The organism is Streptomyces bauhiniae (genome assembly GCF_004784475.1).
GTDB classification, from domain to species: domain Bacteria; phylum Actinomycetota; class Actinomycetes; order Streptomycetales; family Streptomycetaceae; genus Streptomyces; species Streptomyces seoulensis.
The window spans coordinates 49,296-75,862 of record NZ_SRRT01000003.1; the positions used below are offsets into that span (position 1 = coordinate 49,296).

A 26,567-nucleotide genomic window follows, 5' to 3' on the forward strand; every position below is an offset into this window, starting at 1 on the left:
CGACGGCGGAGGCCCGGAGGCGGAACGGTGGGGAGCGTCGGCCGGAGTGGCGGAGGCCGGAGTGGCAGGTCGACTCGGCGGGCCGACGTGGGGCCTCGCGGGGGTGGGCGGGATGCCACCCGGAACACGGGAACGGCGGGCGAGCCGGGGGGACCGCCTGCGGTGAGGTCCTGGGGCTGATGCCGCCGGGCCGCTACAGCAACGGAGTCAGAAAGCGGCGGAGGAGGTCTTCGTACGGGGTGGGGTCGGTGTTCCACATGGCGGCGTGGGGGGCCTTGGGGACGGGGTGGAGGGATATGAGGCCGGGCTGGCGGGCGGCGAGGCGGCGGGAGTCGGCCCAGGGGGCGACCTTGTCGTCGGGGCCGTGGATGATCAGGGTGGGGACCTTGAGGGGTTCGACGGCCACGGCGTGCCGGGCGGTGCGCATGCCGGCCCGGCCCTGGGCGGCACGTACCGCGAGGGGCAGCAGGGGGCCGGGGACGTGCCGGGCGTGGGCCAGGGCGCGCAGGGTGGTCTCCCAGCCGAGGACGGGCGAGTCGAGGATCAGCCCGGCGATCCGGTCCCGTACGGAGGAGCGTTCGGCGGCGCGCAGGGCCATGGTGGCCCCGGTGGACCAGCCGAGGAGGACGACCCGGCGGGCGCCGTAGCGGACGGCGTACCGGATCGCCGCGTCCACGTCCCGCCACTCGGTCTCGCCGAGGTGGCTCAGGCCGTCCGGGGAGCGCGGGGCGCCGATGTCGCCCCGGTAGGCGAGGGCGAGGACGGGCAGGCCGAGGGCGTGCAGCATCCCCATGACGTTGAGGGTCTGCTCGCGGGTGGTGCCCAGGCCGTGTACGGCGATCACCCAGGTGTCCCGGGGGCCGGGCACGAACCAGGCGGGGAGCGGGCCGAGTTCGCCGGGGATGTCGATGTCGGCGTACTCCAGGCCGAGGGCGGAGCCGGGGTCGCCCACGTAGGCGTTGGGCGTGAGCCAGGCCGGGTCGCCGGGGGCGAAGGCGCCGTGGGTGAGGCGTTCGAGACGGCGGACGACGGTGTCCGGGCTCTGTTCTGCCCCCTCCAGCACCTCTCCGACGACGGCGTGCGAGCCGTTGCCCGCGAGGCCGTAGACGCCGGGGCGCCGGGAGGCGAGGTCACGGGTGAGGGTGATCCTGCCCCCCTCCAGACCGTGCACGGTGAGCCGGGGTTCGGTGGGCAGCGGGCGGCCGGGCGGCAGCTTCAGCGCGGCTCCGCTGGCCAGCCTTCCGACGGCCACGGAAGCGGCGCCCGCGGCCAGCACGGCACCGATGGCGGCGGCGACTACGTGGACTTTGCGCACGCGTCCAGTGTCACGGGACGGGCGGGTCCCGGCCAGTGGAGCACCGGCGCTCAGCGCTGCCCGTACCCCCGCAGCCGCTCCCCCGCCTCCGCCAGTTCCGCCTCCGTGAGCAGCGAGGGGCTCAGGCCCGGCACCGAGGACGCGGTGAGCCAGACGCGGCACATCCACTCCAGTTGGGCGGTGCGGTCGTAGGCGCGGTCCAGGGTGTCCCCGTAGGTGAGGGTGCCGTGGTTCCGCAGCAAACAGCCGGAGCGGTCGTCGAGGGCCCGGAGCGCGTGGGCGGCGAGTTCGGGGGTGCCGTAGGGGGCGTAGGGGGCGACCCGTACGGGACCGCCGAGGGCGCCGGTCATGTAGTGGATGGCGGGCAGCTCGGTGACCAGGGTGGAGACGGCGGTGGCGTGCACGGCGTGGGTGTGGACGATCGCGTGGGCGTCGGTGCTGCGGTACACCGCGAGGTGCAGGGGGAGTTCGCTGGTCGGCACCAGGGTCCCGAGCACCTGGCGGCCGGAGAGGTCGACGCCGGTGACGTCGGCCGGGGTGAGCCGGTCGTAGGGCACGCCCGAGGGGGTGACCAGAACCGTGTCGCCCACCCGTACGGAGACGTTGCCGGAGGTGCCGACGACCAGTCCGTCGGCGACGGTCCGCCGGGCGGTGGCCACCAGCTCGTCCCAGGCCCGCGCCTCGTCGCCGTCCGCGTCCCGCCGTTGCTCCGCCATGCCGCGATCCTGCCAGCAGGCGGCCGCCCGTGTGCCCGCTTCGGCCCCCTCCACGCGCCGCCGAACGAGCGAAACCGACCGGAAACGCCAGAAATAGTCACACTTCTGACGAACCTCCGGCATTCACTGATCCCTCTTGCCGCTGGACCACGTCTCGCCGGGGGACCGCATGGCCCGTGACCGCTCATCAACCCGTCGCCGCGCGGGCGTCCTCGCGGCGGCCCTGACGGCCCTCACCCTCACCGGGGCCCTCACCGCCGCCCACGCCCCCGTGGCCGCGAAGCCCGAACTGCGCCGGACCCAGCCCAAGGGCCACGACGTCTCCTCGCACCAGAGGCGCGTCGACTGGTACGCGGCCCGCGCCAAGGGCGCCCGGTTCGCGTACGTCAAGGCGACCGAGGCCACGAGCTATCGCAACCCCTACTTCACCGGCCAGTACGACGGCGCCCGCCGGGCCGGCCTGATCCGGGGCGCGTACCACTTCGCCCTGCCGAACCGTTCCTCCGGCGCCGCGCAGGCCGCGTACTTCGTCCGGCACGGCGGTGACTGGCAGGCGGACGGGGTGACACTGCCGCCCGCGCTGGACATCGAGTACAACCCGTACGACAAGCACCACAAGTGCTACGGGCTGAGCCGGACGCGGATGGTGCGCTGGATCAGGTCCTTCAGCGACGAGGTGCGCCGGGAGACCGGCCGCCGCCCGGTCATCTACACCACCACCAACTGGTGGACCGCCTGCACCGGCAACAGCCGCGCCTTCGCCGCCGACCACGCGCTGTGGATCGCGAGCCACGGTTCCTCCGGCCCCGGCAGGCTGCCCGGCGGCTGGCGGTACTGGACGTTCTGGCAGCACGGCACCAAGGGAAAACTGCCGGGTGACCAGGATCTCTTCGGCGGCTCCACCACCCGGCTGCGGGCCTTCGCGCGCGGGCGCTGAACAGGCCCCGCAAGGCCCCCCGAAGCCCCCGGAATCCGGGGTCCCGCTTCCGGCACCAAGGCGCCCGTCCCAGTTCACCTTCCGTTCACCCAGGTTGCCTACGTTCAACCCGCCAACGACTTCGAACGATTGCCTGGGTAAATGGAAAGCTTCTCGCTGATCCTCGCGATAGTGGTGATAACCGCACTCGCGTTCGATTTCACGAACGGTTTCCACGACACCGCCAACGCGATGGCCACCACCATCTCGACCGGCGCTCTCAAGCCCAAGGTCGCGGTGGCCATGTCCGCCGCGCTCAACCTGGTGGGCGCTTTCCTCTCGGTGGAGGTCGCCAACACGATCTCCAAGGGTCTCGTCGACGAGACCGGCATCCGTCCCGAGGTCATCTTCGCGGCCCTGACCGGCGCGATCCTCTGGAACCTGCTGACCTGGCTGGTGGGCCTGCCGTCCAGCTCCTCGCACGCCCTGATGGGCGGCCTCGTCGGTGCCACCGTCGCCTCGGCGGGCTTCGGCGCGGTCCACGGTGACGCGCTGGTGACCAAGGTGCTGCTCCCGGCGGTGGCCGCGCCGATCGTGGCGGGCCTCGCCACGATGCTCGCCACCCGCCTCTCCTACGGCATCGGCCGGGACGGCGACACCCCCGCGACCCGCAAGGGCTACCGCGCCGGCCAGATCGCCTCGGCCGGCCTGGTCTCCCTCGCGCACGGCACCAACGACGCGCAGAAGACCATGGGCATCATCACCCTCGCGCTGATCGCGGGCGGCGCCCTCTCCCCCGGTGCCAACCCTCCCACCTGGGTGATCCTCTCCGCCGGCCTGGCCATCGCGCTCGGCACCTACATCGGCGGCTGGCGCATCATCCGCACCATGGGCAAGGGTCTGACCGACCTGGAGCCCCGTCAGGGCTTCGCCGCGCAGACCAGCGCCGCGACCGCGATCCTGGCCTCCTCCCACCTCGGCTTCTCCCTCTCCACCACCCACGTCGTCTCCGGCTCGGTGATGGGCGCGGGCCTCGGCCGCAAGGGCGGAGTGGTCCGCTGGTCCACCGCGACCCGGATGTTCGTCGCCTGGGCGCTGACCCTGCCGGCCGCCGCGCTGGTCGGCGCGGGCGCCGAGGCCGTGACCGGCCTGGGCGACTGGGGCACCGCGCTGGTCGCGCTCTTCCTGGCCGGCTCCAGCTTCGCCATCTGGAAGATCTCCCGCCGCGAGGTCATCGACCACACCCACGTCACCGCCGAGGAGTACACCGAGCCGGCCGGTGTGGTGACCACCGCGATGGCCATGGTCACCCCGCCCCCCGTGGGCATCGTCGCGGACGACCTGACGGCCACCATCCCGGCCGCCACCGCCGAGTCCCGTACGACCGAGCCCACCCCCGCCACCACCGCGCCGTCCGCCCGGGTCTGACCACCCGGCAACTGGAGGAACATCCCCATGAAGATCGACTGGGCGGCCCTCGGCTCCGTCTTCGGCGTCAGCCTCGTGGTCACGGTGGCCCTGGTGGGCCTGTTCACCCTCGGCGTCAGCGGGCTGGCCCGCCGCGAGCGCGCGGTGGCCACCGGCGGCTCGGCCCCGCTCGCGGTGACCGGCGCCTACGCCTGCTTCGCCGCCTGCGCGGCGGCGGTGGCGTACGGCTTCTACCTGATCGTCGCCTAGCACCCGCACTTCCGGAGGGCCCCCGCACGGCACATGCCGCGCGGGGGCCCTCCGCTGTTCCCACCGGTGCCGGTGTGGGGCTCCACACACTCTTCTCCCGCAGGTCACAGGCAGGTTGACGGCCCTTCCGGGCACGTGGTGGACTTCGCGGGCCATGTACGGCGACAGCAGAGGAAGCCGGTGCGAATCCGGCGCGGTCCCGCCACTGTCACCGGGGAGAAGTCCCCGGGAGCCAGGAACTCTCGTCGCCGGTCTCGTCGAACCAGGGCGTGGACACCCTGAGTGAGGACTACCGTCATGCCCGGCCGCCGCCCGAGAACCCGCACCAGGAACACCGGCACGCCCACGGCGAGTTAGCCGATGGGCGCCGATCGCTCGTACGCGTACGGTGCCGCCGCCGGCCTCCTCGGTGATCTCCTCCTGGGCGATCCCCAGCGCATGCACCCCGTCGCCGCCTTCGGGCGGGCCGCCGGGCGCGTGGAGCGCGCGCTGTGGCACGACCACCGCGGCTGGGGCGCGCTGCACACCCTGGTGTGCGCCGGAGGCGCCACCGCGCTCGGCGTGGTGGCGGCGCGCGCCGTACGCGCCTCCATCCCCGGCTCCGCCGCACTGACCGCCGCCACCACCTGGGCCGTGGTCGGTGGTACCTCGCTCGCCCGCGAGGCGTCCGCGGTCGGCCACGCCCTGGAGCGCGGCGACCTCGCCGCCGCCCGCGCCCGGCTGCCGCATCTGTGCGGCCGGGACCCCGAGGCGCTGGACGCCGACGCGATCGCGCGCGCGGTGGTGGAGTCGGTCGCGGAGAACACCTCCGACGCCGTGGTGGGCGCCCTGGTGTGGGGCGCGGTGGCCGGGGTGCCGGGGCTGCTGGGGTTCCGGGCCGTGAACACGCTGGACGCGATGGTCGGGCACAAGTCGCCCCGGCTGCGCCGCTTCGGCTGGGCCTCCGCCCGGCTGGACGACGTGGCCGGCTGGCCCGGCGCCCGGCTCACCGCCGTACTCGCCGCGCTCGCCGGGGACGACCCGCGCGGGGCGGTACGGGCCTGGCGGGCGGACGCGCACCGGCACCCGAGCCCCAACGCGGGCCCGGTGGAAGCCTCGTTCGCGGGCGCGCTCGGCGTCCGGCTGGGCGGCACCCTCTCCTACGGCGGCCGCGTCGAGCACCGGCCCGTGCTCAACGGCACCGGGCGGCCGGTCCGGGTCGCCGACATCGGGCGGGCCGTACGGCTCTCCCGCCGGGTCGGTCTGCTCGCGCTCGGCGTCACCGTCGCCGGGCGTCTCATCACCAGGGGGCGGGGCAGGTGAGCGGTGGTCTGCTGGTCGCGGGGACGACGTCCGACGCGGGCAAGAGCGTGGTGACGGCCGGGATCTGCCGGTGGCTGGTCCGGCAGGGCGTCAAGGTGGCGCCGTTCAAGGGGCAGAACATGTCCCTCAACTCCTTCGTGACCCGTGAGGGCGCGGAGATCGGGCGGGCGCAGGCCATGCAGGCGCAGGCGTGCCGGGTGGAGCCGACCGCGCTGATGAACCCCGTGCTGCTGAAGCCCGGCGGTGAGCGCAGCAGCCAAGTGGTGCTGCTGGGGAAGCCGGTGGGCGAGCTGAGCGCGCGGGGGTACCACGGCGGGCGTCAACAAGCCTTGTTGGGCACGGTGTTGGAGTGCCTTGCGGAGTTGCGGGGCACGTATGACGCGGTGATCTGTGAGGGCGCGGGTTCGCCGGCCGAGATCAACCTGCGGCGCACCGACATCGTCAACATGGGCGTCGCGCGGGGCGCCGGGCTGCCCGTCCTCGTCGTCGGCGACATCGACCGGGGCGGGGTCTTCGCGTCCTTCTTCGGCACCGTCGCCCTGCTCTCCCCCGAGGACCAGGCGCTGGTCGCCGGGTTCCTGGTGAACAAGTTCCGGGGCGACGTGACGCTGCTGGAACCTGGGCTCGACATGCTGCGCGGGCTCACCGGACGGCACACCTACGGGGTGCTGCCGTTCCGGCACGGGCTCGGCATCGACGAGGAGGACGGTCTCCGGGTGTCCCTGCGCGGGACCGTACGGGAATCCACCGTCGCTCCCCCGTACGGCGAGGACGTGCTGCGGGTCGCCGTGTGCGCGGTCCCGCTGATGTCCAACTTCACCGATGTGGACGCCCTGGCCGCCGAACCCGGCGTGGTGGTCCGCTTCGTGGACCGGCCGGAGGAGCTGGCCGACGCGGACCTCGTGGTGGTGCCGGGCACGCGCGGCACCGTACGGGCGCTTCAGTGGCTGCGCGAGCGGGGGCTCGCGGACGCGCTAGCGCGCCGGGCCGCCGAGGGGCGTCCGGTGCTCGGGATCTGCGGCGGCTTCCAGGTGCTCGGCGAGCACATCGAGGACGACGTCGAGTCGCGCGCCGGAAGCGTGCCGGGGCTCGGGCTGCTCCCGGTGCGGGTGCGGTTCCACCCCGAGAAGACCCTGGCCCGGCCCGTAGGGGAAGCCCTGGGTGAGCCGGTCGAGGGGTACGAGATCCATCACGGGGTCGCCGAGGTGCTGGGCGGGATGCCCTTCCTGGACGGCTGCCGTACCGGCCAGGTCTGGGGCACCCACTGGCACGGCTCGCTGGAGTCGGACGGCTTCCGGCGCGCCTTCCTGCGTGAGGTCGCCGCCGCCTGTGGGCGCCGCTTCGTCCCGGCCCCCGACACGTCGTTCGCCGCGCTGCGCGAGGAGCAGCTCGACCTGCTCGGCGACCTCATCGAACACCACGCGGACACGGACGCGCTCTGGCGGCTCATCGAGTCGGGCGCGCCCGCAGGACTGCCCTTCATTCCACCGGGAGCGCCCGCATGAGCACAGTGTTGTTGCTGTCCACCGCCGACACGGACCTGCTGGCCGCCCGCGCCAGCGGCGCCGACTACCGCATCGGCAACCCGTCCCGCGTCGACGCGGCCGACGACCTGCCCGCCCTGCTCGACGGCGCGGACCTGGCGGTCGTCCGGCTGCTGGGCGGCAAGCGGGCCTGGGAGGACGGGCTCGCCGCGCTGAAGGCGTCCGGGGTGCCGACGGTGCTGCTGGGCGGCGAGAGCGTGCCGGACGCCGAGCTGATGGCCGAGTCCACCGCACCGGCCGGGGTCGTCGCTGAGGCGCTGCGCTATCTGGTCGAGGGCGGCCCGGCGAACCTGCTGGAGCTGTCCCGGTTCCTCTCCGACACCGTCCTGCTGACCGGCGAGGGCTTCGAAGAGCCGCACCGGATGCCGGAGTTCGGGCTGCACGGCGCCTACGAGCAGCGGCCCGGCCGGCCGACCGTGGGCGTGCTCTTCTACCGGGCGCACGAACTCAGCGGCAACACCGCCTTCGTGGACACCCTCTGCGCGGCCATCGAGGAGCGCGGGGCCAACGCCCTTCCGGTGTACTGCGGTTCGCTGCGCGACGCGGACGCCGGGCTGTACGAACTGCTGGGCCGGGCCGACGCCCTGGTCGCCACCGTGCTCGCGGCCGGCGGGGCGCACGCCTCGGCCGCCTCGGCGGGCGGCGACGAGGAGGCGTGGGACATCGGTGCCCTCGCCGACCTCAACGTGCCGGTGCTGCAAGGACTTTGCCTCACCTCCACGCGGGCCGCCTGGGACGCGTCCGACGCGGCCCTCTCCCCCATGGACGCCGCGATGCAGGTCGCCATCCCGGAGTTCGACGGCCGCCTGATCACCGTGCCCTTCTCCTTCAAGGAGCCCGGCCCCGACGAGGTCCCGGTCTACGTCGCCGACCCCGAGCGCGCCGCCCGGGTCGCCGGAATCGCCGTACGGCACGCGGCACTTCGGCACAAGCCGAACGCGGAGAAGCGGATCGCGCTGGTCTTCACCGCCTACCCGACCAAGCACTCCCGCGTCGGCAACGCCGTCGGCCTGGACACCCCCGCCTCGGCGGTCCGGGTGCTGGACGCGCTGCGGGACGCCGGGTACGGGGTGGACGAACACCCCGCCGAGGGCGACGAGTTGATCCACCGGCTGATCGCGGCCGGCGGGCACGACGTGGAGTGGCTGACCGAGGAGCAGCTCGCCGCCGCGCCCGCCCGGGTGCCGCTGGCGGACTACCGGGCCTGGTTCGACACCCTCGACCCCGAGCTGCGCGACGCGATGCTGGAGGCGTGGGGCGAGCCGCCGGGCAGCCTGTACGTGGACGGCGATGACATCGTGCTCGCCTCCCTGCGGTTCGGGAACGTCGTCGTGATGATCCAGCCGCCGCGCGGCTTCGGCGAGAACCCCATCGCCATCTACCACGACCCCGACATGCCGCCCTCGCACCACTACCTGGCCGCCTACCGCTGGCTGGAGAACAGTTTCGGCGCCGACGCGGTGGTCCACATGGGCAAGCACGGCACCATGGAGTGGCTGCCCGGCAAGGGCCTCGGCCTCTCGCGCGGCTGCGCCCCGGACGCGGTGCTCGGTGAACTCCCGCTGATCTACCCGTTCATCGTCAACGACCCCGGCGAGGGCACCCAGGCCAAGCGGCGCGGCCACGCCACGGTGGTCGACCACCTGGTGCCGCCGATGGCCCGCGCCGACACCTACGGCGACCTCGCCAAGCTGGAACAACTCCTGGACGAGTACGCGCTCGTCTCCGACCTGGACCCGACGAAGGCGCCGGCCGTGCGCGCCCAGATCTGGACCCTGGTCAAGGCCGCCGAGCTGCACCACGACCTGCACGTGGACGAGCAGCCGGAGGACGACGACTTCGACTCGTTCGTCATGCACATCGACGGCTATCTCTGCGAGATCAAGGACGTGCAGATCCGCGACGGACTGCACATCCTGGGCGGCGGCCCCGAGGGCGAGGCCCGCGTCAACCTCGTCCTCGCCGTGCTGCGCGCCTCCCAGGTGTGGGGCGGCCAGGCGAACGCCCTGCCCGGACTGCGGGCCGCGCTCGCGCAGCACTTCGGGCTGGTGGAGAAGGAGCTGCTGGCCGAGCCGGGCGCGCCGGTGAAGGTGCCGGTGGAGCTGACCGACCTGGCCGAGGGCCCGGCGCGCACCGGCGCCGACGCGGTCGACCTGTTGGAGAAGCTGTGCCGCGGCATCGCCGAGGGCATGGAGGCGCGGGACTGGGACCGGGCGGCCGTACCGGCGGTGCTGGATGAGGTACTCGGCTTCCAACTGGCCGACACCACGGCGGTGTTGGAGTTCGCCTGTACGGAGGTCGTGCCCCGGCTCGCCCGGACCACCGACGAGATCGGGCACATCCTCCGTGCGCTGGACGGCGGTTACGTCCCGGCGGGGCCCTCCGGGTCGCCCACGCGGGGTCTGGTCAACGTGCTGCCGACCGGGCGCAACTTCTACTCCGTCGACCCCAAGGCGATCCCGTCCCGCCTGAGTTGGGAGGTCGGGCAGTCGCTCGCGGACTCGCTGGTGCAGCGGTATCTCGCCGACACCGGGGAGTACCCCAAGTCGGTCGGGCTCACCGTGTGGGGCACCTCCGCGATGCGGACCCAGGGTGACGACATCGCGGAGATCCTCGCGCTGCTGGGCTGCCGCCCGGTGTGGGACGACGCCTCGCGCCGGGTCACCGGGTTCGAGATCGTGCCGCTCGCCGAGCTGGGGCGTCCGCGCATCGACGTCACCGTGCGCATCTCCGGCTTCTTCCGGGACGCGTTCCCGCATGTGGTCGGGCTGATCGACGACGCGGTGCGCGCGGTGGCCGAATTGGACGAGCCCGGCGAGTCCAACTACGTCCGCGCCCACGTCGAGGAGGACACCGCCGAACACGGCGACCGCCGCCGCGCCACGGCCCGCGTCTTCGGCTCCAAGCCGGGCGCGTACGGCGCCGGCCTGCTCCCCCTGATCGACGCCCGCAACTGGCGCTCCGACGCGGACCTCGCCGAGGTGTACGCCGTCTGGGGCGGCTACGCCTACGGGCGCGGGCTGGACGGGCGCGCGGCGCGGGGGGACATGGAGACGGCGTTCCGGCGGATCGCGGTGGCGGCGAAAAATGTCGACACCAGGGAGCACGACCTCGTCGACGCGGACGACTACTTCCAGTACCACGGCGGCATGGTCGCCATGGTCCGCCATCTGACCGGCACCAGCCCCGAGGCGTACGTGGGCGACTCGGCCGTCCCCGACCAGGTCAAGACCCGCACCCTCGGCGAGGAGACGCACCGGGTGTTCCGCGCCCGCGTGGTCAACCCGCGCTGGATGGCCGCGATGCGCAGGCACGGCTACAAGGGCGCCTTCGAGATGGCGGCGACCGTGGACTACCTCTTCGGGTACGACGCCACGGCGGGCGTGGTGGACGACTGGATGTACGAGAAGTTGTCGGCCGAGTACGTCTTCGACCCGGAGAACCAGGACTTCATGAAGAAGTCCAACCCGTGGGCCCTGCGCGGCATCACCGAGCGCCTGCTGGAGGCGGCCGACCGTGGCCTGTGGGCGGAGCCGGACCAGGAGACCCTGGAGCGGCTGCGGGCGACGTATCTGGAACTCGAGGGAGAGCTGGAGGGAGACGAGTGAGCACGCGATTCCCGTTCACCGCGGTGGTCGGGCAGCAGGATCTGCAACTGGCCCTGCTGCTCAACGCCGTCGCGCCGAACATCGGCGGGGTGCTCGTGCGGGGCGAGAAGGGCACCGCCAAGAGCACCGCCGTACGTGCGCTGGCCGCGCTGCTGCCCGAGGTCGAGGTGGTCGCGGGGTGCCGGTTCTCCTGTGATCCGGCTTCGCCCGATCCGACGTGCCCGGACGGGCCGCACACCGGGGCGGGGGCCGAGGCGCGGGATGCGCGGATGGTCGAGTTGCCGGTGGGGGCGTCCGAGGACCGGCTGGTCGGGGCGCTGGACATCGAGCGGGCGCTCGCGGAGGGGGTCAAGGCGTTCGAGCCGGGGCTGCTGGCGTCGGCCAACCGGGGCATCCTCTACGTCGACGAAGTCAACCTGCTGCACGACCACTTGGTGGACGTGCTGCTCGACGCGGCCGCGATGGGCGCCTCGTACGTCGAGCGCGAGGGCGTCTCCGTACGGCATGCCGCGCGGTTCCTGCTGGTCGGGACGATGAACCCCGAAGAGGGGGAACTGCGGCCGCAGTTGCTCGACCGGTTCGGGCTGACCGTGGAGGTCGCGGCCTCGCGGGAGCCGGATCAGCGGGTGGAGGTCGTGCGGCGCAGGCTGGCGTACGACGACGATCCGGCCGCCTTCGCGGCGCGCTGGGCGGACGAGGAGCGTGCCGTACGGCAACGCATCGTCGCGGCGCGGGAGTTGCTGCCCAAGGTGCGGCTGGGTGACGGGGCGCTGAAGCAGATCGCGGCGACCTGCGCGGCCTTCGAGGTGGACGGCATGCGGGCCGACATCGTGATGGCGCGTACCGCGACCGCGCTGGCCGCGTGGGACGGGCGCAGCGATGTGCTCGCCGAGGACGTGCGGCAGGCCGCGCTGCTGGCGCTGCCGCACCGCCGCAGGCGCAACCCGTTCGACGCGCCGGGTCTGGACGAGGACAAGCTCGACCAGACGCTTCAGGAGTCGGCCGGGGGCGACGACGATCCAGATCCCGATCCGGACGGTCCCGGTGGCGGGGGCGGGCAGCCGTCGCCCTCGCCCGAGGAAGGTCCGCAGGGCGGGGACGCGGGCGCGCAGCCCGAGGCCGGGGAGGACGGGGAGCCGCAGCCGTCGGCCGGCGGTGCGGGTGAGCAGGCGCCGGCGCGGGCGGCGGAGCCGTTCCGTACCAAGGCGCTGACCGTGCCCGGTGTCGGGGCGGGTGCGGCCGGGCGGCGTTCGCGGGCGCGGACCGAGCGCGGGCGGACCACCGGTGCGCTGCGGCCGCGCGGGGCGCTGACCAAGCTGCACCTGGCGGCCACCGTACGGGCGGCGGCTCCGCATCAGCGGGCGCGGGGCCGGTCGGGGCCGGGGCTGGTGCTGCGCCGGGACGATCTGCGGCAGGCGGCGCGGGAGGGGCGCGAGGGGAACCTCGTGCTGTTCGTGGTGGACGCCTCCGGTTCGATGGCGGCGCGGCAGCGGATGAGCGCGGTGAAGGGTGCCGTGCTGTCGCTGCTGCTGGACGCCTACCAGCGGCGGGACAAGGTCGGCCTGGTGACCTTCCGGGGTACGTCGGCCGAGGTGGCGCTGCCGCCGACCTCGTCGGTGGACGCGGCGGCGGCCCGGCTGGAGTCGCTGCCGACGGGCGGCCGTACGCCGCTGGCGGCGGGGCTGCTGAAGGCGCACGACGTGCTGCGGGTGGAGCGGCTGCGGGACCCGTCCCGGCGGGCGCTGCTGGTGGTGGTGACGGACGGCCGGGCGACCGGTGGTCCGGAGCCGGTGGCGCTGGCGGGACGTGCGGCGCGGCTGTTCGGCGCGGAGTCGGTGGCCTCGGTGGTCGTGGACTGCGAGTCGGGGCCGGTGCGGCTGGGGCTCGCGGGGCGGCTCGCGGAGGAGCTGGGGGGTACGGCGGTGACGCTGGAGGAGCTGCGGGCGGACGCGATCGCCGGGCTGGTCAGGGATGTGCGGGGGACGACTTCGAGGAGGGCCGCGTAGTGCCGCAGGGGCAGCCGAGTGTGGTGCCGGACGACGGGTTGACGACACGGCAGCGGCGCAATCGTCCGCTGGTGGTCGTGCACACCGGGATCGGGAAGGGCAAGTCGACGGCCGCGTTCGGGCTGGCGTTGCGGGCCTGGAACCAGGGGTGGCCGATCGGGGTGTTCCAGTTCGTCAAGTCGGCGAAGTGGAAGGTCGGCGAGGAGAACGCGCTGCGCGTGCTGGGTGCCTCCGGCGAGGGCGGGACCGTCGACTGGCACAAGATGGGTGAGGGGTGGTCCTGGGTGCAGCGGGACGCCCAGCTCGACAACGAGGAGAAGGCTCGGGAGGGGTGGGCGCAGGTCAAGCGGGACCTCGCCGCGGAGACGTACCGGCTGTATGTGCTGGACGAGTTCGCGTATCCGATGCACTGGGGGTGGGTGGACACGGAGGAGGTCGTCTCCGTGCTGCGGGCCCGGCCGGGGAATCAGCATGTGGTGATCACCGGGCGTAACGCGCCTGCTCCGCTGGTGGAGTTCGCGGATCTGGTGACCGACATGTCCAAGGTGAAGCACCCGATGGACGCCGGGCAGAAGGGGCAGAGGGGCATCGAGTGGTGATGTCCGTTCCCCGGCTGGTCATCGCCGCGCCCTCGTCGGGGTGCGGGAAGACCACTGTCGCCACGGGGCTGATGGCCGCGTTCGCCTCGCGGGGGCTTGCCGTGTCTCCGCACAAGGTGGGGCCCGATTACATCGACCCCGGGTATCACGCGCTCGCCACCGGGCGGGTGGGGCGGAATCTCGACGCGTATCTGTGTGGGCCGGAGTTGGTCGCTCCGCTGTTCGGGCATGGGGCTCGGGGGTGTGATCTCGCGGTCGTTGAAGGGGTGATGGGGCTCTACGACGGGGCCGCTGGGCAGGGGGAGCTGGCGTCCACGGCGCAGGTCGCCAAGTTGCTGCGGGCGCCGGTGGTGCTGGTCGTTGACGCTTCGTCGCAGTCCCGGTCGGTGGCCGCGCTGGTGCATGGGTTCGCGTCCTGGGATACGGGGGTGCGGATCGGGGGTGTGATCCTCAACAAGGTGGGGTCTTCGCGGCACGAGGTTCTGCTGCGGGAGGCTTTGGAGGAGGCGGGGGTGCCGGTACTTGGCGTGCTCCGGCGGGCGGCCCAGGTGGAGACGCCTTCGCGGCATCTGGGTCTGGTGCCGGTGGCTGAGCGGGGTGCTGCCGCTGTGTCTGCGGTCGCGGCGATGGGGGCGCAGGTTGCTGCCGGGTGCGACTTGGATGCGTTGATGGCGCTGGCGCGGAGTGCGGGGGCGTTGCCGGGTGGCGGGTGGTCTGCGGCTGAGGCCCTTTCTTTGCCCACCCACGACCACCCGTCTCGGTTGGTTGAGAGGCGGGGCGAGGACAGCGACGCTGTACGCCAGCGTCCAGTCGTTGCCGTTGCCGGTGGCCCCGCTTTCACCTTTTCCTATGCCGAGCACGCTGAGTTGCTCGATGCCGCTGGGGCTGACGTCGTCGCCTTTGACCCGCTGCGGGACGAGCGGTTGCCCGAGGGGACTCGGGGGCTCGTCATCGGTGGGGGTTTCCCCGAGGTCTACGCCAGTGAGCTTGGGGCCAATGAAGCGCTGCGTAAGGAGATTGCCGCGCTCGCCCTTTCCGGGGCCCCCGTTGCCGCCGAGTGTGCCGGGTTGCTCTACCTGTGCCGGGAGTTGGACGGCGTCCCCATGTGCGGAGTGCTCGATGCGGACGCGCGGATGGGCGAGCGGTTGACGCTCGGGTATCGGGATGCCGTGGCCGTGGGGGACAGCGTGCTCGCGGTGGCCGGGACTCGGATGCGGGGGCACGAGTTTCACCGGACCGTGGTCGAGCCGGAGGCCGGCCCCGCGCCCGCGTGGGGGGTCGTCGCGCCCGAGAGGCGGGTGGAGGGGTTCGTGCAGCAGGGCGTGCACGCGAGTTATCTGCATACGCACTGGGCGGCGGAGCCCGGGGTGGCCCGGAGATTTACGGAGAGGTGCCGGACTTCATGAGCAGCAGGCTGGTCGGGGTCGGAGTGGGTCCCGGGGACCCGGAGCTGGTGACGGTGAAGGGGGTCAACGCGTTGCGGGCCGCCGATGTGGTGGTCGTACCGGTGATGGACACCCTGGAGCGGGGCCGCGCGGAGGCGACCGTGCTGCACCACGTGTCCGGGCAGAAGATCGTCCGGGTGGTGTTCGCGCTGAACGAGCGGACGGACCGCGCGCGCCGGGAGGCCGCGTGGGACGCGGCGGGCGCGCGGGTGGCGGAGCTGCTGCGGGAGCACGCGTACGTGGCGTTCGCGACCATCGGTGACCCCAACGTGTACTCCACCTTCACCTACCTCGCGCAGACGCTGAAGGAACTGCTGCCGGAGCTGGTCGTCGAGACCGTGCCCGGCATCACCGCGATGCAGGACCTCGCGGCCAGGTCGGGCGCGGTCCTGACCGAGGGCACCGAGCCGCTGACCCTGGTGCCGGTGACGGCGGGCGAGGCGGCGCTGAAGGAGGCGCTGGCCGGTCCGGGGACCGTGGTGGCGTACAAGTTCGGGCGGCGCGCGGCCGAAGTGGCCGAGGCGCTGCGGGAGGCCGGGCGGCTTCAGGACGCGGTGTGGGGCTCGGCGCTGGGCCTGCCGGAGGAGTCCGTACGGCCCGCCGCCGAGCTGGACGGCGCCGCGCTGCCGTATCTGTCGACGCTCATCGCGCCGCCCCGGCGCGAGGGCGGCCGGGGCGGGAAGCTGTGAGGGGGTCAGCCGCCGGAGAGGCCGACCACCAGCCAGATGAAGGCCGCGCCCGCGACGGTGCACAGCACGGTGGAGCGGGCCGGGTGGTCGTGGTGGGCCTCGGGGAGGATCTCGGCGGCGGCGAGGTAGAGCAGCGCGCCGCCGAAGAGGCCGAGGTAGCCGCCGAGCAGTGGTTCGGGGATGTGCACGAACACCGTGGACAGCGCGCCCAGCATCGGCGCGCAGGCGTCGGCGACCAGCATGGCGACTGCCCGGCGGCGGGCGTTGCCGTACAGGCTGGTGATGGTGAAGGTGTTGAACCCGTCGGCGAAGTCGTGCGCGATCACGGCGAGGGCGACGGACAGGCCCATGCCGCCGCCGATCTGGAAGGCGGCGCCGATGGCGACGCCGTCCATGAAGCTGTGCCCGACCATCGCGGCGGCCGCCGTGAGCCCGACCTCGGGAGCGCGGTGGGTGTGCTCGCCGGCGCCGTGCGCGGCCTGGCGGCCGGCGAGGAGACGTTCCACCAGATGGGCCAGCAGGAATCCGGCGACGAACAGCACGAGCGCCGCGGGTACGCCGAACACCTTGTGACCGGCCGCCTCCAGCGCCTCGGGGAGCAGGTCGAGGCCGACCACGCCCAGCATGAGGCCGCCGGCCAGGCCCAGGACCAGGTGGCGACGGTCGGTCACGCGCTGTGCCGTCCAGCCGCCGGCCAGCGTCATCAGGAACGCGCCGAGCGCGACAAGGACCGCCATAGGCCCTTGCTATCCGATGCGGGGCCCTGTGCGCACATCCTGCGGCCCGCAAACCTCATCAGACCCTGACATTCACCCCAGTTCCCCAGACCCCCGGACCACGACAACGTGTCCGGGCTTCCCGTAGGAGAGGACCCTTCCCATGGCCGATGCCCCCGCCGGCAAGGTGACGTTCGTCGGTGCCGGGCCCGGTGCCGCCGACCTGCTGACGTTCCGCGCCGCCCGCGCGATCGCCGAGGCGGACGTGGTGATCTGGGCGGCCAGCCTGGTCCGCGCCGAGGTGCTGGAGCACGCCCGCGCGGACGCGGAGATCCTCGACTCGGCGACCCTCTCCCTGGAGGACGTGGTGGCCGTCTACCGGCGCGCCCGGGCGGAGGGGCTGAAGGTCGCGCGGGTGCACTCCGGCGACCCCTCGCTGTGGGGCGGCACCCAGGAGCAGGTGGACCGGTGCGCGGAGGTGGGGATCGCCACGGAGATCGTGCCGGGCGTGTCGTCGTTCTCGGCGGTGGCCGCGCTGGCCGGGCGGGAGCTGACCATCCCGGAGGTGGCCCAGTCGGTGATCCTCACCCGGCTCGGCGGCGGCAAGACGCCGATGCCGCCCGGTGAGGAGGTGCGCGAGTTCGCCCGGCACGGCACCACGATGGCGGTGTTCCTGTCGGCGGCGCGCAGCGGCCAGTTGGTGCGGGAGCTGCTGGAGGGCGGCTACCCGACGTCCACCCCGGTCGTGGTCGCCCATCAGGTGACCTGGCCGGAGGAGCTGGTGGTGCGGTGCACGATCGGCACGCTGGAGGAGACGGTCAAGGAGCACAAGCTGTGGAAGCACACCCTGTTCCTGGTCGGCGCCGCGCTGGACGCGCACGGCACCCGCTCGCACCTGTACCACCCCGGCCACTTCCACGGCTTCCGCAAGGCCGACCCGGAGGCGCGGCGGGCGCTGCGTGAGCGGGGGGCGAGCAGTTGATCACGGTCGTCGGCACGGGAACGGGCACCCCGCTCCCGCCGGACGCGCTCGCCGGGGCGGAGCTGGTGGTCGGCGGGCAGCGCCATCTGGACGCGACCCCGGTGCCCGAGGGCGCGGCACGCGTGGTGCTCGGCCCGCTGGCGCCCGCTCTGGACGCGATCGGCACGTACGTGGCCGAGGAACGCCCGGTGGTGGTGCTGGCCTCCGGTGATCCGGGGTTCTTCGGCATCGTGCGGGTGCTGGCGGAACGCTTCGGCGCCGGGCTGCTCGACGTGCGGCCGGGGGTGTCCTCGGTGGCGGGTGCCTTCGCCCGGCTGGGGCTGACCTGGGACGACGCGGTCGTGGTGAGCGCGCACGGACGGGACCTGCGTACGGCGGTGAACGTGTGCCGGGCGCGCCCGAAGGTCGCCGTGCTGACCGGTCCCGGCTCGGGTCCGGCCGAGCTGGGCGCCCGGCTGGACGGTACGGGCCGGATGCTGGTCGTGGTGCGCGCGCTCGGTGACCCGGAGCGGGAGCGGGTGGAGCGGGTGACGCCCGCCGAGGCCGCCGCGCGGGACTGGGGTCCGGCGGTGAGCGTGGTGCTGTGCCTGGACGAGACGCGTGACGAGGGCGGTCCGCGCACGGTCGCCGGTCCGGGTGCCGGGCCCGCGCGGTGGGCGCTCGCGGAGGACGCGTTCGCGCACCGGGACTCGATGATCACCAAGTTCGAGGTGCGGGCGCTGGCGCTCGCCCGGCTCGGGCCGCGCCTGGGCGATCTGGTGTGGGACGTGGGCGCGGGTTCGGGCTCGGTGGCCGTGGAGTGCGCGCGGCTCGGCGCGGCCGTGACCGCCGTGGAGAAGACCGAGGACGGCGCCGGGCGGGTACGGGCCAACGCCCGCGCCCATGGCGTCGATGTGAGCGTGGTGCACGGCACCGCCCCGGCGGCGCTGGCCGGTCTCGACGAGCCCGACGCGGTGTTCGTGGGCGGTGGCGGGCGTGACCTGCCCGCAGTGGTCGGCGTCTGCGCGGAGCGGGCGCGGCGGACGGTCGTGGTGGCCGTGGCCGCGCTGGACCGGGTCGGCCCGGTGCGCGAGGCGCTGACGCGGGCCGGGCTGAGCTGTGACGGCGTGCTGTTGCAGTCCTCGCGGCTGGCGCCGCTGCCGGGTGAGGTGACCCGGCTGGCGGCCGGCAACCCCGTTTTCCTGCTGTGGGGCGACCGCCTCCCGGCACGGAGTGAAGGAGGAGTCCAGTGATCGGCCTGATTTCCGCCACCGCGGCGGGGGCGGCGGCCCGCGACCGGCTGGCCGCGGCCTGGCCGGACCGTACGCGGGTGTACGAGGGCCCGGCCGGGGAGGCCGTACGGGCGGCGTTCGCGGAGTGCGACCGGCTGGTGTGCTTCCTGGCCACCGGTGCCACGGTCCGGCTGCTGGCCCCGCTGCTCGGGGACAAGGCGGCCGATCCGGGCGTGGTGTGCGTGGACGAGGGCGGCCGGTTCGCGGTGTCCCTGGTCGGCGGGCACGGCGGCGGTGCCAATGAACTGGCCTGCGAGGTGGCCGAGTTGCTGGGCGCGGAGCCCGTGGTGACGACGGCGACGGACGCGGTGGGCCTGGCCGGCCTGGACACCCTGGGCCTGCCGGTGGAGGGCGCGGTGGCGGCGGTGTCGCGGGCGTTGCTGGACGGGGAACCGGTGGCGCTGGAGGCCGAGGTGGCCTGGCCGTTGCCGCCGGTGCCGTTCGCCGAACAGGGCGCGTACACGGTGCGGTTGACCGACCGGGCCGTACAACCGGGGCCACAGGAGGTGCTGTTGCGTCCGCCGTCCCTGGTCGTCGGGGTCGGCGCGTCCAAGGGGGCGCCCGTCGAGGAGGTGCTCGGGCTGATCGAGGAGGCGCTGCGCGAGGCGGGGCTCTCGGTGCGTTCGGTGGCCGAACTCGCCACGGTGGACGCCAAGTCGGAGGAGCCCGGCATCGTGGCCGCCGCCGACCGGCTGGGCGTCCCCCTGGTGACGTACCCGGCGGACGAGCTGGCCGCCGTGTCCGTGCCGAACCCCTCCGACGCGCCCCTCGCGGCGGTCGGCACCCCGTCCGTGGCGGAGGCCGCCGCGCTGAGACAGGGCGGCGAACTCCTCGTACCCAAGCGGAAGTCGGCGGCCACGCCCGCGATGGCGACCTGCGCGGTCGTCCGGCGTCCCGGCCGGGGCCGGCTCGCGGTGGTCGGGCTCGGGCCCGGCGCCCGCGACCTGCTGACCCCGCGTGCGACCGCCGAACTGCGCCGCGCCTCGGTGCTGGTGGGCCTGGACCAGTACGTCGACCAGATCCGCGACCTGATCCGGCCCGGCACCGTCGTGCTGGAGTCGGGGCTCGGCGCGGAGGAGGAGCGGGCCCGTACCGCGGTCGCGGAGGCCCGTAAGGGGCACGCGGTGGCGCTGATCGGCAGCGGGGACGCGGGCGTGTACGCCATGGCCTCCCCCGCGCTCGCGGAGGCGTCCGACGACATCGACGTGATCGGCGTACCGGGTGTCACGGCGGCGCTGGCGGCCGGGGCGATCCTGGGTGCGCCGCTGGGCCACGACCACGTCTCGATCAGCCTCTCCGACCTGCACACCCCGTGGGAGGTCATCGAGCGCCGGGTGCGCGCGGCCGCCGAGGCGGACATCGTGGTGACCTTCTACAACCCCCGTTCGCGCGGCCGGGACTGGCAGCTCCCCAAGGCGCTGGCCGTGCTGGCCGAGCACCGGGAGCCGGGGACGCCGGTCGGCGTGGTGCGCAACGCCTCCCGGCCGGACGAGTCCGCCCGGCTGACCACGCTCGCCGGACTCGACCCGGCGACCGTCGACATGATGACCGTGGTCACCGTCGGCAACACCGCCACCCGGAACATCGCCGGGCGCATGGTGACCCCGCGCGGCTACCGCTGGCAGCACGCCCCGGAGGGAGCCCGGTGAACCGTGTCGTCCACCCCATCGAGCAGGAGTCGTTCCGGCGGCTGCGCGCCCGCCTGGACACCTCCGGCTTCCCGCCGCTGACCCGTGCGGTGGTGGAGCGGGTCATCCACTCCGCCGCCGACCTGGAGTACGCCACCGACCTCGTCACGGCCGAAGCCGACCTCCGGCGCGGGCACGCCGCGCTGCACGCCGGGGCGCCGGTCGTCGTGGACGTGGAGATGGTCGCGGCCGGGATCACCCGCCGCGACACCGTCTGCCGGCTGCGGGAGGCCAAGTCCGTTGACGGCCTGACCCGTTCGGCGCATGCCGTGCGGCTCGCGTACGAACAGGTCGGCCCCGGCGCGCTGTGGGTGATCGGCTGCGCGCCGACCGCGCTGGAGGAGCTGCTCACCCTGGACGCCGACCCGGCGCTCGTCATCGGGCTGCCGGTCGGCTTCGTGGGCGCCGCCGAGTCCAAGGAGGCGCTGCGCGCGAGCGGGCTGCCCGCCGTGAGCAACGTGTCCGAGAAGGGCGGCTCGGCGGTCGCCGCCGCCGCGCTCAACGCCCTGCTGTACCACCCGACTTCACCCGAGGAGAAACCGTGACCCCCCAGTCCCCCGCCCTGCTCGTCGCCGGACACGGCACTCGTGACGAGGCCGGGGCCGAGGCATTCCGTGACTTCGTGCAGGAGCTGGGCCGCCGCCATCCCGAGATTCCCGTCGCGGGCGGCTTCATCGAGCTGTCCCCGCCCCCGCTGGGCGAGGCCGTCACCGAGCTGGTGGAGCGGGGCGTACGCCGGTTCGCCGCCGTGCCGCTGATGCTGGTGTCCGCCGGGCACGCCAAGGGCGACATACCGGCGGCGCTGGCCCGCGAGAAGGAGCGCCATCCGGGCGTCACCTACACCTACGGCCGCCCCCTCGGCCCGCACCCCGCCCTGCTGCGGGTACTGGAACGCCGGCTGGACGAGGCCCTCGCCGGCACCCCCCGCGAGGACGTGACCGTGCTACTGGTCGGCCGCGGCTCCACCGACCCGGACGCCAACGCCGAGGTGTGCAAGGCGGCCCGGCTGCTGTGGGAGGGGCGCGGATACGCGGGCGTGGAGACGGCGTTCGTGTCGCTGGCGGCGCCGGACGTGCCGAGCGGCCTGGACCGGGTCGCCCGGCTGGGGGCGCGCCGGGTCGTCGTGCTGCCGTACTTCCTGTTCACCGGCATCCTCCCCGACCGGGTACGGCGGCAGACCGAGGAGTGGGCGGCCGCGCACCCGGAGGTGGAGGTCCGCTCGGCGGACGTGATCGGGCCCGAGCCGGAGCTGCTGGACCTGGTGATGGAGCGGTACGCGGAGGCCGTCGCCGGTGATCTGCGCATGAACTGCGACTCCTGTGTGTACCGGATCGCGCTGCCGGGCTTCGAGGACAAGGTGGGCCAGCCGCAGCAGCCGCACTTCCACCCGGACGACGACGGCCACGACGGCCACGGACATGGGCACGGCCATCACCACCACGGCGGCCACTCCCACAGCCATGCGCACTGACGCCGGGCCCGATCTGCGCCACCACGGGGACGCCGAGGTCCGCGACGCCGGGGCGGACCTGGTGGACCTGGCCGTCAACGTCCGCGCGGACACGCCCCCGCGCTGGCTGCGCGAGGAGATCGCCGCCTCGCTGACCGGTCTCGCGGCCTACCCGGACGGGCGGGCCGCGCGGGCGGCGGTGGCTCAGCGGCACGGGTTGCCGGAGGAGCGGGTGCTGCTGACGGCGGGCGCGGCGGAGGCGTTCGTGCTGCTGGCCCGCGCGCTCGAGGTGCGGCGGCCGGTGGTGGTGCATCCCCAGTTCACCGAGCCGGAGGCGGCGCTGCGGGACGCGGGGCACGAGGTGGAGCGGGTGCTGCTGAGCGCGCGGGACGGGTTCCGGCTGGACCCGGCCCTGGTGCCCGAGGACGCCGATCTGGTGATCGTCGGCAACCCGACCAACCCGACCTCGGTGCTCCACCCGGCCGGGGTGCTCACCCAACTCGCCCGTCCTGGACGGACGTTGGTCGTGGACGAGGCGTTCATGGACGCGGTGCCGGGTGAGCGGGAGGCGCTGGCCGGGCGGACGGACGTGCCCGGCCTGGTGGTGCTGCGCAGCCTCACCAAGACATGGGGCCTGGCCGGGCTCCGGGTCGGCTACGTCCTCGCGCCCCCGGAGACGGTCACCGCCCTTCAGCGCGCCCAGCCCCTGTGGCCGGTGTCCACCCCGGCCCTGGCCGCGACCCGCGCCTGCGTGGCCCCCCGCGCCCTCGCCGAGGCGGCCCACGCGGCCCACCGCACGGCCGCCGACCGCGCCCATCTCCTCACCGCCTTAGCCGAGTTGGCCCCGTACGGCGTCAAGGTCACCGGCCCCGCGGAGGCCCCCTTCGTCCTGCTGGAGCTGCCGGACGCCCACCGCGTACGGCGCCGCCTGCGCGAGCTGGGCTACGCGGTGCGCCGGGGCGACACCTTCCCCGGCCTGGGCCCGGACTGGCTCCGGGTCGCGGTGCGGGACCGGGCGACGACGGCGGGGTTCGTGGCGGCGCTGGGCAAGGCACTGACTCAGGAGGGCTGAGGGGCCCAAGGCCGCAGCTTCTCCGGATTGCGCACCACCCAGATCCGGGTGACCCGGTCGCCGTCGCTCTCGAAGGCGGCGACGGTGGCCACCGCGCCGTCGCGGCAGGCCACCAGGCCGGGCAGGCCGTTGACCGAGCGTTCCAGGAGTTCGAGGCCGGGGGCGCGGTCGGCGATGGCGGCCATGTAGTGGGCGATGCGCGGGCCGCCCTCGACCGGGCGCAGCACGGTGCCGACCATGCCGCCGCCGTCGGCGGTCATCACGGCGGCCGGGTCGAGGAGGCCGACGAGGGCGGCGATGTCCTTGCTCTCCCACGCCTCCTTCACCCGCCGCACCACATCGGCCCGCACCGGCGCCGGAGCCCGCGCGGCGCTCACCCGCCGCCGCGCGGAGGCCGCCAACTGCTTGCAGGCCGCCGGGGTCCGGCCCAGCACCTCCGCGATCTCCGCGAACGGGTACCGGAAGACGTCGTGCAGCACGAACGCCACCCGCTCGGCCGGGGTCATCGACTCCAGGACGACCAGGAACGCCATCGCCACCGACTCGTCCCGCACGATCAGGTCGGCGGGGTCGGCGTCGCCCGTACCGTCCCACTCGGCGCGGTCGGGCAGCGGCTCGGGCAGCCAGGCGCCGACGTACCGCTCCCGGCGGGCCCGCGCCGAGCCGAGCAGGTCCAGGCAGATCCGGCCGGTCACCGTGGTCAGCCAGGCCCCGGGCGACAGGATCTCCGCCCGCCGGCCGTCGGAAAGCCCGTACCAGCGTGTGTACGCGTCCTGTACGGCGTCCTCGGCCTCGGTCACCGAGCCGAGCAACCGGTAGGCCACATTGAGCAGTTGGCGCCGCTCAGCCCTGTCCTCCACCGTCCCCATGCCGCCCCCTCGCCTTACCTTTCGCAGGCCCGCGTCGTCGGACCGGTGAGACCTTATCGAGCTGCTGCCCGACGGGCGGAAAAGGGGACCGTGACATGGCCACTCAGGTGACGACCACGACGGAAGCGCGACGCGACGGCACCTCGTTCCTCCGCGTCGCCGTAGCCCTCCAGACGCTGACCATCTTCCTCCAGGCCGTCTCCGCGGGGCTGTTGCTCACCACGTCCTACTGAGAGACGCTGCACGGCATCGGCGCCCGCGTGATGTACGGGGCGTCGATGCTGTACGTGCTCGCGGCGATACTGGCGTGGAAGCCGGGCGGCGGCTCCACCCGGCCCATCTGGCACGCCTCGGGCTTCCTCGCGCTCGCCTCGGTCCAGGTCGTGCTCGGCATCGCCCATGTGCCGTCGGTCCATCTCCCGCTGGGCGTGCTGATGTTCGGCCTGAGTCTGGTGGCGCTGGTCCGGCGGTGAGACCCCGGCCCGTCAGCTCCGGCGCCTGCGGGCCACCGTCACCGCGCCGCCGCCCAGCAGAAGCAGGGCGAGTGCGCCGCCCGCGATGTACGGGGTGGCCGAACTGCCGCCCGTCTCGGCGAGGTTGCTCTGTGTGCCCTGGGGTTCGACCTGGGGCGCGGGGGCCTCACTGGACTTCTCCGGCGCGGTCTCGGGCGACTCGGCGGCGGGCTCCGCGGACTCGGGGGCCTCGCTGGGGGCCGGCTCCTCCCCCGCCGGTGTCTCACAGCTCGCCTCGGCCAGCGTCACCGTGCCCGTCACCTCGGCCACATTCAGCCGCAGCGGGTTCACCGAGACCTTGAGCCGGAGCGCGGTGGCCGCGGCCGTGTGGGAGGTGGACCGGTGTTCGGCCAGGTCGAGGCGGACCTCGCCGACGCCGGGGACCCGTACCTCGGTGGGGCCGCCCGCCGTGAGGGTGGTGCGCTTGCCGAGCACGGTGACGGCACCGAGGACGTTCGCCTCCGCCTCGGGCTCCTCCCCGGCCGCGCAGGTGGCGCGGGCGGTGACCGTGCCGACCTCGATCAGGGAGAGCAGCGGCAGACCGGGCACGTGCAGCCGGGCGTCGGCGAGCCGGACCGAGCCCTCGGCGCGCTCGGCGGTGGCGGTGGCTCTGGCCGAGGCGACGTCGGCGCGCAGGACGGAGAAGGGGCGGCCCTGGTCGACGCCGTCGAGCCGGGCCGACAGGGCCGTGCGGTCGGCGGTGCCTGGTGCCTGGACCTCGTTGAGGGAGAGGGTGAGCGGGACATCGGCGGTGCGGTGGAGCAGGGACACGTCGAGCCCGGCGCGCAGCACGGCGGCGGAGGCGTGGCCGTGGCCGCCGGTGGCGTGCGCCGGGCGCGCGCTCAGCAGCAGGGGCGCGGCGGTGAGGGCGGCGGCCGTGGCCAGGGCGGCGAGACGGCGTGCGGGCATCGGGAAGTTGTCGCTGTTCAAGGCGGTGGGACCCCCAGGAGAAACGTGCTCGGGACACGCCAACCCTTACGCACTGTGGGTGAACGGTCAGCGATCCTGGGTTACTTCACTCCATCGGGGGGTTTCCGTCCCTGTATTCGATTAAGCGGGCACGCCCGTTCGTCCCGCTTACTGCACGACCCGCCCGTTCAGCACCACCCGGCGCGGCGCCGCGAGCACCCGGACGTCGGCGCGCGGGTCGGACTCGTAGACCACCAGGTCGGCCGGGGCGCCCTCCTCCAGGCCGGGGCGGCCCAGCCAGGCGCGGGCGGCCCAACTGGTGGCGGCCAGCGCCTCGACGGGCGGGATGCCGGCGGTGACCAGTTCCGCCACCTCGGCGGCGACCAGCCCGTGGGGCAGCGAGCCGCCCGCGTCGGTGCCGACGTACACCTCGATGCCCGCGTCATAGGCGTCGCGCACCGTGTCGTAGCGCCGCTCATGGAGGCGGCGCATATGTGCCGACCAGCGGGGGTACTTGTCGTCGCCGCCCGCCGCCAGGTCGGGGAAGGTGGCGATGTTGACCAGGGTCGGCACGATGGCGACCCCGCGCTCGGCGAACAGCGGGATCAGCTCGGGGGTGAGGCCGGTGGCGTGCTCGATGCAGTCGATACCGGACTCCACCAGGTCCCGCAGCGAACTCTCCGCGAAGCAGTGCGCGGTGACCCGCGCGCCCAGCCGGTGCGCCTCCGCGATGCCCGCCTCGACCGCCTCGCGCGGCCAGCAGGGCGCGAGGTCGCCGACGCCCCGGTCGATCCAGTCGCCGACCAGCTTGACCCAGCCGTCCCCGCGCCGCGCCTCCTGCCCCACGTAGGCGACGAGATCGGCGGGCTCGATCTCGTGGGCGTAGCCCCGGATGTAGCGCCGGGTACGGGCGATGTGGCGTCCGGCGCGGATGATCTTCGGGAGGTCGTCGCGGTCGTCCACCCAGCGGGTGTCGGAGGGCGAACCGGCGTCCCGGAGCAGCAGGGCGCCGGCCTCGCGGTCGGTGAGGGCCTGCTTCTCGGCGGTGTCCGCGTCGACCGGGCCCTCCGCGCCGAGGCCGACATGGCAGTGGGCGTCGACCAGACCGGGCAGCGCCCAGCCCTCCACAGTCGTGACATCACGGGCGCCGGCGGGGCGGTCGTAGGTGACGCGGCCGCCGACCACCCACAGCTCGTCGCGGACGTCGTCGGGCCCGGCCAGGACCCGCCCCTTCACGTGCAGCACCGCGTGATCGCTCATGCACCGCACCTTAGTGAGACG

General features: G+C 74.1%; 22 protein-coding genes, 1 pseudogene and 1 riboswitch. Of the genes and pseudogenes, 17 read left to right on the plus strand and 6 right to left on the minus strand.

Going from position 1 to position 26,567, the window contains the following annotated elements; all coding sequences use genetic code 11:
• Positions 1 to 193 precede the first annotated feature (193 nt).
• Both E5083_RS10310 and E5083_RS10315 read right to left on the minus strand, forming a co-directional pair.
• On the minus strand, positions 194 to 1,315 hold the full coding sequence (locus E5083_RS10310) for an alpha/beta hydrolase (protein ID WP_135785355.1): 1,122 nt from the start codon (positions 1,313 to 1,315) through the stop codon (positions 194 to 196).
• A 50-nt stretch (positions 1,316 to 1,365) separates the two neighbouring features.
• The gene (locus E5083_RS10315) at positions 1,366 to 2,031 is read right to left on the minus strand and encodes a class II aldolase/adducin family protein (protein ID WP_135785356.1); all 666 of its coding nucleotides are present in this window, start codon (positions 2,029 to 2,031) and stop codon (positions 1,366 to 1,368) included.
• Between the two features lie 169 nt (positions 2,032 to 2,200).
• On the opposite strand from E5083_RS10315, the gene E5083_RS10320 reads away from it, so the two are divergent.
• The 10 genes from E5083_RS10320 (at position 2,201) to cobI (ending at position 15,817) form a co-directional block, all read left to right on the plus strand.
• Positions 2,201 to 2,968 carry a lysozyme gene (locus E5083_RS10320; RefSeq protein ID WP_135785959.1) on the plus strand — a complete coding sequence of 256 codons (768 nt, stop codon included), beginning with the start codon at positions 2,201 to 2,203 and terminating at the stop codon, positions 2,966 to 2,968.
• A gap of 141 nt (positions 2,969 to 3,109) precedes the next feature.
• On the plus strand, positions 3,110 to 4,375 hold the full coding sequence (locus E5083_RS10325) for an inorganic phosphate transporter (protein WP_135785357.1): 1,266 nt from the start codon (positions 3,110 to 3,112) through the stop codon (positions 4,373 to 4,375).
• A gap of 27 nt (positions 4,376 to 4,402) precedes the next feature.
• The gene (locus tag E5083_RS10330) at positions 4,403 to 4,624 is read left to right on the plus strand and encodes a hypothetical protein (RefSeq protein ID WP_030815516.1); all 222 of its coding nucleotides are present in this window, start codon (positions 4,403 to 4,405) and stop codon (positions 4,622 to 4,624) included.
• Between the two features lie 122 nt (positions 4,625 to 4,746).
• Positions 4,747 to 4,885: riboswitch (cobalamin riboswitch) on the plus strand.
• A 99-nt stretch (positions 4,886 to 4,984) separates the two neighbouring features.
• A complete protein-coding gene (locus tag E5083_RS10335) occupies positions 4,985 to 5,926 on the plus strand; it encodes a cobalamin biosynthesis protein (RefSeq protein ID WP_135785358.1) in 942 nt (313 codons plus the stop codon).
• A complete protein-coding gene (locus E5083_RS10340; RefSeq protein WP_135785359.1) occupies positions 5,923 to 7,431 on the plus strand; it encodes a cobyric acid synthase in 1,509 nt (502 codons plus the stop codon). The genes E5083_RS10335 and E5083_RS10340 overlap by 4 nt, the downstream gene beginning before the upstream one ends.
• Positions 7,428 to 11,078, plus strand: coding sequence for a cobaltochelatase subunit CobN (cobN, locus tag E5083_RS10345; RefSeq protein ID WP_135785360.1), 3,651 nt, complete (start codon positions 7,428 to 7,430; stop codon positions 11,076 to 11,078). Before E5083_RS10340 ends, cobN begins: the two co-directional genes overlap by 4 nt.
• Positions 11,075 to 13,084, plus strand: coding sequence for a putative cobaltochelatase (locus tag E5083_RS10350; RefSeq protein WP_135785361.1), 2,010 nt, complete (start codon positions 11,075 to 11,077; stop codon positions 13,082 to 13,084). The genes cobN and E5083_RS10350 overlap by 4 nt, the downstream gene beginning before the upstream one ends.
• Positions 13,084 to 13,683: a cob(I)yrinic acid a,c-diamide adenosyltransferase gene (gene cobO, locus E5083_RS10355; protein ID WP_135785362.1), complete on the plus strand. Its 600-nt coding sequence runs from the start codon at positions 13,084 to 13,086 to the stop codon at positions 13,681 to 13,683. The genes E5083_RS10350 and cobO overlap by 1 nt, the downstream gene beginning before the upstream one ends.
• Entirely contained in the window at positions 13,683 to 15,089 is a 1,407-nt protein-coding gene (locus E5083_RS10360) for a cobyrinic acid a,c-diamide synthase CobB (RefSeq protein ID WP_208754043.1), read from the plus strand. The genes cobO and E5083_RS10360 overlap by 1 nt, the downstream gene beginning before the upstream one ends.
• Positions 15,086 to 15,817: a precorrin-2 C(20)-methyltransferase gene (cobI, locus tag E5083_RS10365; RefSeq protein WP_135785364.1), complete on the plus strand. Its 732-nt coding sequence runs from the start codon at positions 15,086 to 15,088 to the stop codon at positions 15,815 to 15,817. Before E5083_RS10360 ends, cobI begins: the two co-directional genes overlap by 4 nt.
• A 5-nt stretch (positions 15,818 to 15,822) precedes the next feature.
• Here cobI and E5083_RS10370 read toward each other — a convergent pair whose 3' ends face one another.
• On the minus strand, positions 15,823 to 16,554 hold the full coding sequence (locus E5083_RS10370) for a ZIP family metal transporter (RefSeq protein ID WP_135785365.1): 732 nt from the start codon (positions 16,552 to 16,554) through the stop codon (positions 15,823 to 15,825).
• 142 nt (positions 16,555 to 16,696) lie between these two features.
• Between E5083_RS10370 and cobM the strand changes: the two genes are divergently transcribed.
• The 6 genes from cobM to cobC are packed head-to-tail and all read left to right on the plus strand — an operon-like array spanning position 16,697 to position 22,996.
• Positions 16,697 to 17,515 (plus strand): precorrin-4 C(11)-methyltransferase, encoded by an 819-nt coding sequence (gene cobM / locus E5083_RS10375; protein ID WP_135785366.1) that lies wholly within the window; start codon positions 16,697 to 16,699, stop codon positions 17,513 to 17,515.
• Complete coding sequence (gene cbiE / locus E5083_RS10380) at positions 17,512 to 18,747, plus strand: precorrin-6y C5,15-methyltransferase (decarboxylating) subunit CbiE (RefSeq protein ID WP_135785367.1); 1,236 nt, start codon at positions 17,512 to 17,514, stop codon at positions 18,745 to 18,747. Before cobM ends, cbiE begins: the two co-directional genes overlap by 4 nt.
• On the plus strand, positions 18,744 to 20,435 hold the full coding sequence (gene cobJ / locus E5083_RS10385; protein ID WP_135785368.1) for a precorrin-3B C(17)-methyltransferase: 1,692 nt from the start codon (positions 18,744 to 18,746) through the stop codon (positions 20,433 to 20,435). Before cbiE ends, cobJ begins: the two co-directional genes overlap by 4 nt.
• A complete protein-coding gene (locus tag E5083_RS10390; RefSeq protein ID WP_135785369.1) occupies positions 20,432 to 21,019 on the plus strand; it encodes a precorrin-8X methylmutase in 588 nt (195 codons plus the stop codon). The genes cobJ and E5083_RS10390 overlap by 4 nt, the downstream gene beginning before the upstream one ends.
• A complete protein-coding gene (locus E5083_RS10395; protein ID WP_135785370.1) occupies positions 21,016 to 21,945 on the plus strand; it encodes a sirohydrochlorin chelatase in 930 nt (309 codons plus the stop codon). Before E5083_RS10390 ends, E5083_RS10395 begins: the two co-directional genes overlap by 4 nt.
• Positions 21,935 to 22,996: an Rv2231c family histidinol phosphate aminotransferase CobC gene (cobC, locus tag E5083_RS10400; protein WP_244317470.1), complete on the plus strand. Its 1,062-nt coding sequence runs from the start codon at positions 21,935 to 21,937 to the stop codon at positions 22,994 to 22,996. The genes E5083_RS10395 and cobC overlap by 11 nt, the downstream gene beginning before the upstream one ends.
• Here the strand turns inward: cobC and sigJ are convergent.
• Positions 22,984 to 23,865 (minus strand): RNA polymerase sigma factor SigJ, encoded by an 882-nt coding sequence (sigJ, locus tag E5083_RS10405; protein ID WP_135785372.1) that lies wholly within the window; start codon positions 23,863 to 23,865, stop codon positions 22,984 to 22,986. The two genes, cobC and sigJ, sit on opposite strands and share 13 nt — an antisense overlap.
• A 95-nt stretch (positions 23,866 to 23,960) precedes the next feature.
• Here sigJ and E5083_RS10410 point away from each other — a divergent pair.
• Positions 23,961 to 24,338, plus strand: a pseudogene (locus E5083_RS10410) (hypothetical protein).
• 12 nt (positions 24,339 to 24,350) lie between these two features.
• Here the strand turns inward: E5083_RS10410 and E5083_RS10415 are convergent.
• The gene (locus tag E5083_RS10415) at positions 24,351 to 25,307 is read right to left on the minus strand and encodes an SCO1860 family LAETG-anchored protein (RefSeq protein WP_135785373.1); all 957 of its coding nucleotides are present in this window, start codon (positions 25,305 to 25,307) and stop codon (positions 24,351 to 24,353) included.
• A 147-nt stretch (positions 25,308 to 25,454) separates the two neighbouring features.
• The gene (locus E5083_RS10420) at positions 25,455 to 26,546 is read right to left on the minus strand and encodes an amidohydrolase family protein (RefSeq protein WP_135785374.1); all 1,092 of its coding nucleotides are present in this window, start codon (positions 26,544 to 26,546) and stop codon (positions 25,455 to 25,457) included.
• Positions 26,547 to 26,567: the final 21 nt, after the last annotated feature.